We start from the raw sequence: 13,432 nt of genomic DNA on the forward strand, positions 1-13,432 counted from the left end.
ATTCTACTAATAATGTCCAAACTACCTAACATCTCTACAAGTATTTTTTCAGTAATGTCACAATTGGCGAACCAATACGGAGCCATTAATTTATCACAGGGATTCCCGAATTTTCCGGTAGACGAACAACTGCTGCAAATTTCAGAACGTTTATTAAGGGAGAATATACACCAGTACACACCCATGGCGGGTTTGCCGTCTTTACTGGAAAAAATCGCCAAACTGACACTGCTGCATTATCAGCGAAAGATAAACAGCATCACTGAAATAGTGGTAACTGCGGGTGCGACTCAGGGAATTTATACCGCTATTAACACGTTTGTGAACAAAGGTGAAGAAGTGATTATACTGGATCCGAGTTATGACAGCTATGAACCATCGGTACTTATGGCTGGTGGCGTTCCGGTTCGGATTTCACTAAACGATGATTATTCGCCCGACTTTAACCGAATCGAAGCCGCACTATCGACCAAAACCAAAATGATCATCGTCAATAATCCACATAACCCAACAGGAAGAATCTGGACCGATGCCGAATTTGAAGCGTTTGAACTGCTGCTGGAAAAACATCCGCAGGTATTGATATTGGGTGATGAAGTTTACGAATACATTTCGTTTTCACATCCGCATATTTCCTTTCATACACGTCCGAAATTGATTGACCGAACCATTATCGCTTCATCTTTCGGGAAATCACTACATGTAACCGGCTGGAAAGTAGGCTATTTGATTGCCCCTGAAAAATTAATGACCGAAATTAAAAACGTACATCAGTTTTTGGTTTTCAGCGTGAACAGCCTTTCACAACATGTTATTTCCGATTATTTGGATGTGGTTGATTTTAACGCGATTTCCAAAATGTATCTTCAAAAAAGGGATTTGTTCCGACAACTGATTAAAGACAGCCGGTTCGAATTATTGCCTTGCGACGGCACCTATTTTCAGTTGATGAGTTATCGAAATATAAGTACTCATAACGATGTCGATTTTTCACGGGAATTAGTTACAAAACACGGTGTGGCTGCCATTCCGCTTTCGGTTTTTTATAAGGACGGAACCGACAATAAGGTACTTCGTTTTTGCTTTGCCAAGACCGATAAAACGCTTATAGCCGCGGCGGAGAAGCTGAACCGGATATAGAATTAATAAAAAATAACAATTTGTATTATTTTTTTTCTATCTTTAAGAATGTCAAATTCTTATAAGTATGTCGCATCACAATCTGTATATTGATAACAAGCTTATCATTTCAAGAGATTTTAAGGCCCCTATACATTTAGTTTTCAAGGCCTGGTCGGAAGCCGAACGTTTCGAGCAATGGTGGGGACCAACCGGTTTTTCCACAGGCGTTACCGATTTTGATTTTCGTCCCGGAGGTCTTTGCCATTACTATATAGAATCTCCCGATGCAACAAAAATGTGGGGCCGATTCATTTACAAGGAAATCCTTCCCGATAAAAAAATCGAATTTCTAAATTGCTTTTCCAATGAGGATAAGGGTGTAATTCGTGCTCCTTTCAGCGAAACTTGGCCTTTGGAAATGTTCAATATCCTCACGCTTGAGGAACTGAACGGGATAACAACCATTACGCTAATCGTAGCGCCTTACAATGCCTCAGATGCGGAAGTAAAAACCTTTGGCGAAAACCATGCCAACATGGAACTCGGATTCAAAGGCACTTTTGACCGTCTGGAAGACTATCTCCTCAAAAACTGATTTATTATTATGCATGCATAGTAAATTTATTTATCTTTACGATTCTAAAAAAACAACCTTATGAACTTTTCAGCAAAAATGCTACGCGATAACGCACTGGAAGACAAAGTAATTGTAGTAACCGGTGGCGGAAGCGGCTTGGGAAAAGCAATGACGAAATACTTTATGGAACTGGGTGCGAAAGTCGCCATTACTTCCCGTGATTTGGAAAAACTACAAACCACAGCCAAAGAATTAGAATCGGAAACCGGAGGAAAATGCCTTGCCGTTCAATGCGACGTGCGTCATTATGATCAGGTAGAGGCTATGTTGGCCGAAGTTTTAAAAGCTTATGGTAAAGTCGACGTATTATTAAACAACGCAGCCGGAAACTTCATCTCTCCAACCGAACGATTATCTGCCAATGCCTGGGATACGATTATTGATATTGTACTGAAAGGCTCCAAAAACTGTACACTGGCTTTCGGAAAACACTGGATAGCAGAAAAACAAACCAACACCAACGTTCTAAACATCGTTACAACTTATGCCTGGACAGGCTCTGCATATGTGGTACCAAGTGCTACAGCCAAAGCCGGAGTTCTAGCCATGACCCGAAGTTTAGCAGTGGAATGGGCAAAATACGGCATTCGGATGAATGCCATTGCTCCCGGACCTTTCCCTACCAAAGGTGCATGGGACCGTTTGTTGCCGGGTGACCTGAAAGAGAAATTCGACTTATCCAAAAAAGTACCACTAAAACGTGTGGGCGACCATCAGGAATTGGCGAATTTAGCCGCATATTTGGTTTCCGATTTCTCCGCATACATTAACGGTGAAGTTGTTACTATTGATGGTGGCGAATGGTTGCAGGGAGCAGGCCAATTCAACTTATTGGAACAGGTTCCTTCAGAATTGTGGGACATGCTGGAGATGATGATTAAGTCGAAAGGAAGTAAATAGTATTCAGTCGCAGTTTTCAGTCGCAGTCGTGGTTTGCAGATTTAAAAAAGTCACGGTTTACAGTCGCGGTTTGCAGATTGAAAAAAGAATAACAGTTAGCTTGAAGAAATTTGGGCTAACTTTTTTGTTGTCCTTATTAATGCTAATCAAGGGTTGAATCTGTAACTTTTCGATTCTTAACGCAGACCTGACAGGTTTTTAAAAACCTGTCAGGTCTTGCATGAAGGATATCAGTGTTTTATTTCAACCCTTGATTCGCATTATTAATTTAAAAATACCCTTTCCCTAAACCCGAATAAAGCTTTTTAATCAAATAAACCTTTACCTCTCTGGCGCGAGGGCGACCGGAAAATGAACAATGTCTTCTCTCTACCTACCGCTTTTTCCCCAGGACTTTCAAAAGGTTCTAAAGTTGGCTACCTACCCCTGATGGGAGCGACATCCTTTTGTGGATCTCGTTTTTTTAACGAGAGGAACAAAAGATATAGCGTACAGCAGGAATTGCCATTCCAAATAAATCCCGAACGATTCGGTTCAAAACAACTTAAATCGGCATTAAAACTATAACTACAAACTGCGACTGCAAACTTCAACTTTTTAAAATCTACAGACTGTGACTGAAAACTGCGACTGTGACTGCGACTATGACTGTGACTTTTCTAAATCTGCAAACCGCGACTGTGACTGCAAACTCCTACTGCGCCTGCGAAAGCAAACTTTCAGAGATTGTTAACAAATAACATTTTCATAAACCATAATAAATTGTATTTTTACGCTTCAAAATTTGTAAAGAAAAAATGGGTAAAATCATTGCTATAGCCAATCAAAAAGGTGGCGTTGGAAAAACTACGACTTCAGTTAATTTAGCGGCTTCCTTAGGCGTTTTAGAAAAAAAAGTACTGCTAATTGACGCTGATCCTCAGGCAAATGCCTCATCCGGATTAGGAATTGACGTAGAAGGTGTCGAAATCGGAACCTACCAGATTCTGGAACACAGCAATACACCCGCAGAAGCAACCATCAGTTGTTCGGCTCCGAATGTTTCGGTGATTCCGGCGCATATTGATCTGGTAGCTATCGAAATTGAACTGGTAGACAAAGAAAACCGCGAGTACATGCTGAAACAGGCATTGGAAAGCGTAAAAGACAAATACGATTACATCATTATCGACTGCGCACCATCGTTAGGTTTACTGACTTTGAATGCATTGACAGCAGCAGATTCGGTTGTGATTCCGATTCAGTGTGAATATTTCGCTTTGGAAGGTCTTGGTAAATTACTGAACACCATCAAAAGCGTGCAAAAAATTCACAATCCGGAACTGGACATCGAAGGTTTGCTGCTAACGATGTACGATTCGCGTTTGCGCTTGTCGAATCAGGTTGTGGAAGAAGTACAGAAACACTTCAACAACATGGTTTTTGATACCATCATCCAAAGAAATATCAAGCTGAGTGAGGCACCAAGTTTTGGCGAAAGCATCATCAATTATGACGCAACCAGCAAAGGTGCTACCAATTATTTAAGCTTGGCAGAAGAAATTATCAAGAAAAACAGCAACTAGTATTTTATGACAAAAGCGGTAAAAAAACAGGCATTAGGAAGAGGATTATCGGCGTTATTAAAAGATCCGGAAAACGATATTCAATCGGTTGAGGATAAAAATGCAGACAAAGTTGTCGGAAATATTATTGAGCTTGAAATTGAAGCGATTGAAATCAATCCGTTTCAGCCCAGAACCAATTTCAATGAAGAATCGCTTCAGGAATTGGCTTCTTCCATTCGTGAATTAGGTGTAATTCAGCCAATTACAGTTAGAAAAACCGATTTCAACAAATACCAGTTAATTTCCGGGGAGCGCCGTTTGCGTGCATCCAAATTAATCGGATTAACAACGGTTCCTGCTTATATTCGTTTGGCAAACGATAACGATTCACTTGTTATGGCTTTGGTGGAAAACATCCAGCGTCATGACCTAGATCCGATTGAAATTGCCTTGTCTTACCAGAGATTAATTGACGAAATTCAATTAACACAGGAACAAATGAGTGACCGCGTGGGAAAAAAACGTTCCACCATCGCCAACTATTTGCGTTTGTTAAAATTAGACCCGATTATCCAGACCGGTATTCGCGACGGATTCATCTCCATGGGACACGGTCGTGCGATTATCAATGTGGAAGACCACGATATCCAAACCGATATCTATCAGAAAATCGTTAGCCAAAATCTTTCTGTTCGTGAAACGGAAGCTTTGGTGAAAGCTTATCATGAAAGTTTAAAACCTACTCCGGCAAAGGCTCCGAAAGGAAATTCTTTTGAGGTGGATGCTGATAAGAAAAGAACAATTACTGATTTCTTCGGAACAAAAGTAGATGTAAAAGTGGCTGGAAACGGTAAAGGAAAAATCACGATTCCGTTTCATTCGGAGGAAGATTTCAACAGAATTTTAAAACTAATTAACGGATAGTGAATAGGTTACTACTCATATTCTTTTTCACGCTGTTCTTTACATCGCAAACGGTAGTTTCCCAAACGGAAGCGCCGTTACTGATTTCCAAAGACTCCGTTAAATCGGATAAAATCGATGTCCTGGCTCCTTCCAAAGCTGCTTTTTATTCGGCGTTGGTTCCGGGATTGGGACAGGTTTACAATAAAAAATACTGGAAAGTCCCGATAATTTATGTTGGATTGGGAACCAGCATTTATTTCTACTTTGACAATAATAAAAAATACCACCAATTCCGGGACGAATACAAAGACCGACTGAACGGTACTTCCCATTATCAGGATGATGATCCTTATTACGGTCCTTTGGACAATAACCGTTTGATTGAAGGTCAGAAATTCTACCGTCGTAACAGGGATTTATCGGCCTTTATCACCATCGGAATTTATATCCTAAATATTGTGGATGCCAATGTTGATGCACACCTGATGCAATTCAACGTAAACGAAAATCTTACGGTTCGTCCGGACATCTATCAAAACGAAATCAATTACAAACACAATGTCGGTCTGACATTAAATTATAATTTCTAATCCGAATATTATGAAAATTGCACTTTTAGGCTACGGAAGAATGGGTAAGGTAATCGAAGGGATTGCTTTGGAAAGAGGTCACGAAATCGTATTGCGAAAAGACCATGGTGATACTTACGAAGGATTGGAAAATGCGGATGTTGCCATCGATTTCAGTGTTCCTTCTGCAGCTGTCGGTAACATTTCCGAATGTTTTGCTACTAATGTACCGGTTGTATCCGGAACCACAGGTTGGTTGGATCAGTATGACGAAATGGTTGCCCTTTGTAAGGAAAAAAACGGAGCTTTTATATACGGTTCCAATTTCAGTTTAGGGGTAAACATTTTCTTCGAACTGAACAATTATCTTGCAAAAATGATGGCAAACCTGGAGCAGTACAACGTTTCCATGGAAGAAATCCACCATACGCAGAAACTGGATGCACCAAGCGGAACAGCGATTACTTTGGCCGAGGGAATTATTAAAAATTCAGATTATTCCTCATGGACATTGGAAAAACCAAATGCCGATCAAATCCATATCGATGCCAAACGTATCGAAAACATACCGGGAACTCACAGTGTTTTTTATGACTCTGCTGTCGATCAGATTGAAATAAAACATACGGCACATAGCCGAGAAGGTTTTGCATTAGGAGCTGTAGTAGCTGCCGAGTGGATTCAGAATAAAAAAGGCGTTTTCACTATGAAAGACGTTTTAAACATAGGCGATTCGGCGATTCGTTAATTCGATTATCCGATTATCCGAATAGTGAATTTAAACAAATTACCAGATAAACAAATAACCAAATAAACACATTATGACACTAATTCAATGGTTTATCTTCTTCCTGATTATACAGGTGGTACATTTTTTAGGAACATGGAAGTTATACGAAAAAGCGGGCAGAAAAAGATGGGAAGCCGCTATCCCCGTTTACAATTCTATTGTTCTGATGAAAATCATTGATCGTCCTACCTGGTGGACTGTTTTGTTATTTGTACCTATCGTAAACCTGATTATGTTTCCGGTCCTTTGGGTGGAAACTCTCAGAGCATTTGGAAAAAAATCTGAAATAGACACTGCTTTGGCTGTGTTAACTCTTGGTTTCTACATTTATTACATCAACTATACTCAGGATGTGACTTATATTCCGAGTAAAAATGCCGTACAAAATGAAAACACGGTTAGTTCTTTGCTTTTTGCCATAGTCGTTGCAACATTAGTACACACTTATCTTATACAACCGTTTACCATTCCTTCTTCTTCATTGGAAAAATCACTTTTGATTGGTGATTTCCTATTTGTAAGTAAGTTTCATTACGGAGCGAGAACACCAATGACTGCTGTTGCTGCTCCCATGGTACACGACTCCATACCGGTGGCAGGTGTCAAATCCTATTCGAAATGGCCACAATTACCGTATTTCCGCTTCCCGGGTGCTCAAAAAATTCAACGTAACGACATTGTTGTTTTTAACTGGCCGGCAGATACCGTGTATAAGTTTTTCGATCGTTCCGGAAGACGAGCAGACAAACCAATTGACAAAAAATCGAACTATGTAAAACGTTGCGTAGGAACACCGGGAGATAATTTATCCATTAAGGACGGAGTCATTTTCATTGACGGAAAAGAATTGGTGCTTCCGGAAAGATCAAAGGTTCAGTATTCCTATAAAGTTGCCATTGACGGAAAAACACCAATCAATTTTGAATACCTTCTAAAAGAATTAAACATAACTGATCCTGTCGGTCAGATTGCATCAGACACAATTATATTCAGCGCCCTGACATCAGAAAGTGCCGCACGATTAAAAAACACACCGGGAATTACTTCCGTAACAAGAACTATCGACAAAAGTGCAGACAAAAGAATCTTCCCGCATACACAAGCGTGGAGTCAGGATAATTTAGGACCTGTTTACATACCGGAACAAGGTAAAACCGTCACTTTAAACAAAGAAAGCCTGCCTTTTTATAAGCGATTAATTACCGATTACGAAGGCAATGATCTGAAAGTAAACGGCGATGAAATACGCATCAATGGAAAAGTAACAAACTCGTACACCTTCAAACAGGATTATTACTGGATGATGGGAGACAACCGCCACAACTCGGAAGATTCGAGATACTGGGGCTTTGTTCCTGCAGACCACGTCGTTGGAAAACCGGTTTTCATCTGGATGAGTTTAGATCAAAATATCCCTTGGGGCAAAGCGATTGACAAAGTCCGTTGGGAGCGCTTGTTTACCACTGTGGGTGGAGACGGACAACCTGTTTCTTATTTCAAATATTTTGTATTAGCACTTTTAGGCTACTTCGGATATAGCTTTTACAAAAAAAGACAGGCGAAGAAAAAAGCATAAATCAAAATGATTATAGTTTGCAGCAGATTTTTAACACTGTTGCAAACTATAACCAAATCCACAAATAACCAAATGAACATCCTGTTACATCCTTCCTACTTCCCGTCCATCAGTCATTTTGTGGCGATGGCAAAAGCAGACACGATTACCTTTGAAATGGAAGACAACTTCCAGAAACAAACCAATCGCAACCGGATGTATATTTATTCTCCAAACGGGATTCAGATGCTGAACATTCCTGTAAAACACAGCACTGAGCCCCATCAGAAGTTTAAGGATGTTCGTATTGAAAACGATTTCGACTGGCGTAAAAACCATTTTAAATCATTAGAAGCGGCTTATCGTACCTCGCCTTTCTTTGAGTATTTTGAAGATGATATCCGCCGGATATTCGAAAAGAAACACGAGTTCATAATGGATTTGAATTTCCAGACCATAGAAATAGTTACCGAATGTCTGGGGGCAAAATTTAACTTCGAAAAAACTACTGAATATTTTCACGACGCCAACGGTCTAACCGATTACCGTTCATTGGTCAACGGAAAGAAAGATCTTTCTGTTTTCGAACCGTACACTCAGGTTTTTGATGACAAACACGGGTTTTTAAACAACCTGAGCATTTTGGACCTGTTGTTTAACGAAGGGCGTTATGCAGTGGAGTACCTGAAAAGCCAAAACCTGTAATTACTCCTCGGGCTTAAGTAAAAGTCGTGTGGTGATTGGAAAGTGATCGGAATTGACGATATTGTCAAAACTCTTAAAATTTTTCACTTCAAAGTCTTTGTCTACCAAAATATAATCGATACGGGCCGGGTAAAATTCGTAGTCGTACGTTTTTCCGAAACCTTCACCGGCTTCTTCAAACGCATCTTTCATATTCCCTTTAATATTACGGTACACATAAGAAAACGCACTGTTGTTCATATCACCGCAGATAATTTTCGGATAACTGCAATCGGTTGTATGTTCCTTAATTAACTCCGACTGCACTTGTTGCTCTGCAAACGCTTCGCTCATACGACGAAAAATTTTCTTTGACTTCGCTTCGTCAATTTTTTCATGAATATCCGGACTGATTTTTGTCGACTGCAGATGAATACTGTACACGCGAATGGTATCTCGACGCATCTTAATATCCGCAAAAATCACATTGTTATCCGAATCCGGAAAATCAATTTCTCCTTTTTCAATTATCGGAAACTTGGAAAAAATGGCCTGACCGGTGCGAACGTTATCACCCTGCATCAAAATATATTTGTATTTATACGCACTTAAATTAACTTTCACCGAAGTGGTATATTCCTGGATGCACAACACATCCGGATCCTGAGAAGCAACGAAATCAACAATATCCTCGGGAATACTCTGTTTACTCATCCATTCAAAAACATTGAAAAGACGTACGTTGTAACTCATGACCGTAAAATCATTATCCTCGACAATGAGGTCTTTCCCTGAAAACTTGTAAAATTTATTGAAAAAAGTAATACCAACTAACAAAACAATCACCGAAAGGAAAGCCTGTCTCTTTAACTGAAGCAGCCAATAACATGCGAATACAATATTAAGTATCAGCATCAATGGCAATACCAATGTTAAAACCGATAGAAACGGAAACATCTTTGGGGCTAAAAAAGGCAACAGATAGGCTACAAACGTCAGTATCGTGAGAACGATATTGAAAAAAAACGCTGTTTTATTTATCCACGATAAGTTTTTCATTTATTAACAGACTGCCACCGGCAATTACGAAAGACCATTACTGACTACTGATTACTGAACATCGACTATTGCTTCCCGACTTTGAACAAAAACTCTTTCTCTTCTTTGGTCAGACTGTCATAGCCCGATTTACCGATTTTATCCAATATCTCATCAATTCTCTTTTGGGTAGCGTCTTTTCCTGCAACGGATCCGGTCGCAGCGGGTTGTGAATTCACGTTTTTGTGAACTTTTCTAAACGGAGTAACTTTTCTTGGGGTAAACAAAGAAACAAAATAATCGATAACATTCGATACTATTTTACTTAAATCGGTTCCCTGCTGCAATGTTTTAATATATAGGAATCCGAACAATGATCCGCCTATATGAGCCAAATGCCCGCCTGTATTGCTCATCGGAATCTGAATTAAATCCAAAGCAAATAAAACCACCGCAATGTGCCACAATTTCACATTACCGATTAACAACAATCTGATTTCCGACAAGGGCGTATAAGTCGCAGAAGCTATAAGTACAGCCATGATTGCTCCCGAAGCGCCTACTAAAATTGTATCATTTTGAAGAAATAAATCGGTCAGCACGAAAACCAATCCTGCAAAAATGGCTCCCAAAAGGTACAGACCAAAAAATTGTTTTTGCGTGAAATAGGTCAGAAACAAACGGCTGGTAAAATTCAGCACAATCATATTAAACAATAAATGCCAGAAATCCGCATGCAAAAATGCATAAGTAATGAATGTCCAGGGTTTAAGCAATGCTACAGTAAGCGTTGAGGGCAAACAAAGCCAAGTCTTAAGAACTTCAAACAAAGACGGGAAAAACGATTGTATGACAAAAAACGGCAATGCGATTCCCACATTCCAGAAAATGAGTTTCTGGGTGATATCCCCTGTTTTGTACTGTAATTTAAAATCGTCTAATATATTCATTTTGAATTTAGAAATTAGAATTTAGAAACTTCTGTAAACTGAACATTGATTACCGAATACTGATTTAATTCCACCTGTTATTGTTAAACTGGTTTTTCTTCCAGTACGACATCATGATAAAACCTATAATTGCTCCTCCAATATGAGCGAAATGGGCAACTCCTGTTCCGCCTCCGAAAATTGAATTCCCTTTAAGCCCTAAAAACAAATCCAACAGTAATAATCCCGGAACAAAATATTTTGCTTTTATCGGAACCGGCACAAAGATAAGTGCCAGACCGGCATCCGGAAACATGAAGGCGAAAGCTACCAAAAGTCCGTAAATCGCCCCGGAAGCACCAACAACAGGAACAATATAACTTTGCAGAAATTCAGTAAAATTACTGGCTCCGATAGTTTCTTCCCAGCGTGTATCAAATTTCCCTTCGGCTAAAATCCTAAGAATCTCTTCTTTTTGGAATCCGTTTTCCATCAGCAAATTCAGACCTTCGTGAAAATTATAATAGTTTACCGCAGTATGCAGCAAAGCAGAACCCAATCCGCAGGAAATATAAAAAAACAAAAACTTTTTCCCTCCCCAAAAATGCTCCAAAGCACTTCCGAAAGAATACAATGCAAACATATTAAAGAAAATGTGCATCAGTCCTCCATGCATAAACATGTGGGTAATTGGCTGCCAAACTTTAAAATTCGGGCTCTCGAAGTAGAAAAGCGACAAAAAATCAACAGTTGCGGGCACTAACAAAGAACCCACAAAAAAGAGAATATTAATTATGATTAACTGCTTAACAGTTTCGGTTATGTTCATCATAAGGCAAAACGTTTGTCTAAATCTTCCACACCCATGGTAATGAAAGTCGGTTTGTTAAAAGGCGAAACATTGGGATCTTTACAGGCAAATAACGAATTTACGATACTTTCCTGTTCTTTCTCCGTCAGATAGGCTCCGGTTTTCACCGAAAGGCTTCGCGACATCGATTTGGCAATGCGGTCACTCTGACTGAAACTGCTTTCCGGAAGCTCCCCCTGCAAATCGTGAATCAGTTCTTCCAAAAGAAGGCCGACTTCACTTTCCGCAACATTAACAGGCAGACCCGAAATAACAAGAATTTCCGTGGTCATCGCATCAAAAACAAAACCTGTATTTTCCAACGACGGACGCAATTCTTTGATCATTGCCATTTCCGATTGGGAAAAATGCAGTTCCAAAGGAAACAACAACTGTTGGCTCGCCGCCTGATGCATGGTTATGTTCGTCAGGAACTGTTCGTACAGAATGCGCTGGTGCGCCCGCTCCTGATACAAAATCATCATTCCGGATTTAATCGGACTGACGATGTATTTTTTCTGAATCTGATAGGTTCGGTTTCCGGCTGTTTCCACTTCATTCTCACCAAAAAGTGAACCGGTCACTTCTTCGCTTTCGAATTGGATTTCGCTTACATCGATTTCTTCTGTCGCAGTTTTTAATCCGACATACAGACTTTCCCAACTTGCATTGCTTTCCTGCTTCTTATATCCGGAGTTAAAACTTGAGCCAAAAGAATGTGAACCTCCCGAAGACGAGGAAAACGCTCTCGAAGGCTTTTCGTCGGCAAAGGGATTAAAATTCGCATCCACCTGAATTAAAGGCGTCTGACTTTCTTTTTCCTTATATTCGTAGGGTATGTCCAGCGAAGCATCCCGTTCGAAATCCAAAACCGGTGCCACATTAAACTGCCCCAGACTGTGTTTGATCGAAGATCGTAAAATAGCATACATGGCCTGATCGTCGTCAAACTTGATTTCGGTTTTGGTCGGATGAATATTGATATCTATGGTATGCGGAGGCACATCGAGGTATAAGAAATAACTCGGCTGGCTTCCGTCTTTCAGTAAACCTTCATAGGCTGCCATAATCGCATGATGCAAATACGGACTTTTTATAAACCGATCGTTAACGAAGAAAAACTGCTCGCCACGATTCTTTTTGGCAAATTCTGGTTTTCCGACAAATCCCTGAATTCCCATTATTTCCGTACTTTCCGTTACCGGAACCAATTTTTCGTTGGTCTTGCCGCCAAAAACATTCACAATACGCTGACGCAGATTGGATTGTGGCAAGTTAAACATCTCGCTTCCGTTATGAAAAAGCATGAAATGAATATTGGGATGCGCCAAAGCTACTCGCTCAAAATCATCCACAATATGGCGAAATTCGACTGTATCGGATTTTAAGAAATTGCGTCGTGCCGGTATATTGAAAAATAAATTTTTAACCGAAAAAGAAGTTCCTCTGGGCAAAACCGCTACATCCTGAGAAACAAATTTACTTCCCTCAATAACAATGTGCGTGCCCAACTCTTCCTGATCCTGTTTGGTTTTCATCTCCACATGAGCAATCGCCGCAATGGAAGCCAATGCTTCTCCGCGAAACCCTTTGGTGTGCAGTGAAAACAAATCTTCGGCCTGGCGGATTTTGGAAGTTGCATGGCGCTCAAAACACAAACGTGCGTCGGTAACCGACATTCCTTTTCCGTTGTCAATTACCTGAATCAGGGTTTTCCCGGCATCTTTTACGATAAGTTTGATTTCGGTGGCCCCTGCATCGACCGCATTTTCGACCAATTCTTTTACCACGGAAGCAGGTCGCTGAACGACTTCTCCTGCGGCAATCTGGTTCGCAACGTGATCGGGTAGTAATTGAATTATGCTTGACATCAACTGGTTATGAGTTATAAATTATGGGTTTTGA

The 13,432-nt window shown here is 40.2% G+C and carries 13 protein-coding genes; 9 read left to right on the forward strand and 4 right to left on the reverse strand.

Translation table 11 applies throughout. The features are described from left to right. From FLJC2902T_RS13710 to FLJC2902T_RS13750, 9 genes are all read left to right on the forward strand, one after another. Window positions 1-1,140: a methionine aminotransferase gene (locus tag FLJC2902T_RS13710; protein WP_262487999.1), complete on the forward strand. Its 1,140-nt coding sequence runs from the start codon at window positions 1-3 to the stop codon at window positions 1,138-1,140. Between the two features lie 67 nt (window positions 1,141-1,207). Beyond that, entirely contained in the window at window positions 1,208-1,717 is a 510-nt protein-coding gene (locus tag FLJC2902T_RS13715) for an SRPBCC family protein (protein ID WP_023580408.1), read from the forward strand. A gap of 60 nt (window positions 1,718-1,777) precedes the next feature. After that, complete coding sequence (locus FLJC2902T_RS13720; RefSeq protein ID WP_023580409.1) at window positions 1,778-2,659, forward strand: SDR family oxidoreductase; 882 nt, start codon at window positions 1,778-1,780, stop codon at window positions 2,657-2,659. Between the two features lie 797 nt (window positions 2,660-3,456). Beyond that, window positions 3,457-4,224 (forward strand): ParA family protein, encoded by a 768-nt coding sequence (locus FLJC2902T_RS13725; protein ID WP_023580410.1) that lies wholly within the window; start codon window positions 3,457-3,459, stop codon window positions 4,222-4,224. A gap of 6 nt (window positions 4,225-4,230) precedes the next feature. Continuing rightward, window positions 4,231-5,130 carry a ParB/RepB/Spo0J family partition protein gene (locus tag FLJC2902T_RS13730; protein WP_023580411.1) on the forward strand — a complete coding sequence of 300 codons (900 nt, stop codon included), beginning with the start codon at window positions 4,231-4,233 and terminating at the stop codon, window positions 5,128-5,130. Further along, complete coding sequence (locus tag FLJC2902T_RS13735) at window positions 5,127-5,702, forward strand: DUF5683 domain-containing protein (RefSeq protein ID WP_081712571.1); 576 nt, start codon at window positions 5,127-5,129, stop codon at window positions 5,700-5,702. The genes FLJC2902T_RS13730 and FLJC2902T_RS13735 overlap by 4 nt, the downstream gene beginning before the upstream one ends. Before the next feature lie 10 nt (window positions 5,703-5,712). Then, window positions 5,713-6,429, forward strand: a complete 717-nt coding sequence (gene dapB, locus FLJC2902T_RS13740; RefSeq protein WP_023580412.1) for a 4-hydroxy-tetrahydrodipicolinate reductase — start codon at window positions 5,713-5,715, stop codon at window positions 6,427-6,429. Between the two features lie 73 nt (window positions 6,430-6,502). Continuing rightward, entirely contained in the window at window positions 6,503-8,047 is a 1,545-nt protein-coding gene (gene lepB / locus FLJC2902T_RS13745; RefSeq protein ID WP_023580413.1) for a signal peptidase I, read from the forward strand. A gap of 72 nt (window positions 8,048-8,119) precedes the next feature. Next, on the forward strand, window positions 8,120-8,731 hold the full coding sequence (locus FLJC2902T_RS13750; protein WP_023580414.1) for a WbqC family protein: 612 nt from the start codon (window positions 8,120-8,122) through the stop codon (window positions 8,729-8,731). Here FLJC2902T_RS13750 and FLJC2902T_RS13755 read toward each other — a convergent pair whose 3' ends face one another. From FLJC2902T_RS13755 to mutL, 4 genes are all read right to left on the reverse strand, one after another. Beyond that, window positions 8,732-9,769, reverse strand: a complete 1,038-nt coding sequence (locus tag FLJC2902T_RS13755) for an endonuclease/exonuclease/phosphatase family protein (RefSeq protein WP_023580415.1) — start codon at window positions 9,767-9,769, stop codon at window positions 8,732-8,734. Between the two features lie 65 nt (window positions 9,770-9,834). Next, on the reverse strand, window positions 9,835-10,698 hold the full coding sequence (locus FLJC2902T_RS13760; protein WP_023580416.1) for a rhomboid family protein: 864 nt from the start codon (window positions 10,696-10,698) through the stop codon (window positions 9,835-9,837). A 64-nt stretch (window positions 10,699-10,762) separates the two neighbouring features. Further along, window positions 10,763-11,509: a rhomboid family intramembrane serine protease gene (locus tag FLJC2902T_RS13765; RefSeq protein ID WP_155958916.1), complete on the reverse strand. Its 747-nt coding sequence runs from the start codon at window positions 11,507-11,509 to the stop codon at window positions 10,763-10,765. Next, the gene (gene mutL / locus FLJC2902T_RS13770; RefSeq protein WP_023580418.1) at window positions 11,506-13,398 is read right to left on the reverse strand and encodes a DNA mismatch repair endonuclease MutL; all 1,893 of its coding nucleotides are present in this window, start codon (window positions 13,396-13,398) and stop codon (window positions 11,506-11,508) included. The genes FLJC2902T_RS13765 and mutL overlap by 4 nt, the downstream gene beginning before the upstream one ends. Between the last annotated feature and the right edge of the window lie 34 nt (window positions 13,399-13,432).

The organism is Flavobacterium limnosediminis JC2902 (genome assembly GCF_000498535.1).
GTDB classification, from domain to species: domain Bacteria; phylum Bacteroidota; class Bacteroidia; order Flavobacteriales; family Flavobacteriaceae; genus Flavobacterium; species Flavobacterium limnosediminis.

Excerpts from the sequence above, each read along its gene's own strand:
- FLJC2902T_RS13715 (WP_023580408.1), top strand. The coding sequence starts at position 1,208 with ATGTCGCATCACAATCTGTATATTGATAACAAGCTTATCATTTCAAGA.
- FLJC2902T_RS13720 (WP_023580409.1), top strand. The coding sequence starts at position 1,778 with ATGAACTTTTCAGCAAAAATGCTACGCGATAACGCACTGGAAGACAAA.
- FLJC2902T_RS13725 (WP_023580410.1), top strand. The coding sequence starts at position 3,457 with ATGGGTAAAATCATTGCTATAGCCAATCAAAAAGGTGGCGTTGGAAAA.
- FLJC2902T_RS13730 (WP_023580411.1), top strand. The coding sequence starts at position 4,231 with ATGACAAAAGCGGTAAAAAAACAGGCATTAGGAAGAGGATTATCGGCG.
- dapB (WP_023580412.1), top strand. The coding sequence starts at position 5,713 with ATGAAAATTGCACTTTTAGGCTACGGAAGAATGGGTAAGGTAATCGAA.
- lepB (WP_023580413.1), top strand. The coding sequence starts at position 6,503 with ATGACACTAATTCAATGGTTTATCTTCTTCCTGATTATACAGGTGGTA.
- FLJC2902T_RS13750 (WP_023580414.1), top strand. The coding sequence starts at position 8,120 with ATGAACATCCTGTTACATCCTTCCTACTTCCCGTCCATCAGTCATTTT.
- FLJC2902T_RS13755 (WP_023580415.1), bottom strand. The coding sequence starts at position 9,769 with ATGAAAAACTTATCGTGGATAAATAAAACAGCGTTTTTTTTCAATATC.
- FLJC2902T_RS13760 (WP_023580416.1), bottom strand. The coding sequence starts at position 10,698 with ATGAATATATTAGACGATTTTAAATTACAGTACAAAACAGGGGATATC.
- FLJC2902T_RS13765 (WP_155958916.1), bottom strand. The coding sequence starts at position 11,509 with ATGATGAACATAACCGAAACTGTTAAGCAGTTAATCATAATTAATATT.
- mutL (WP_023580418.1), bottom strand. The coding sequence starts at position 13,398 with ATGTCAAGCATAATTCAATTACTACCCGATCACGTTGCGAACCAGATT.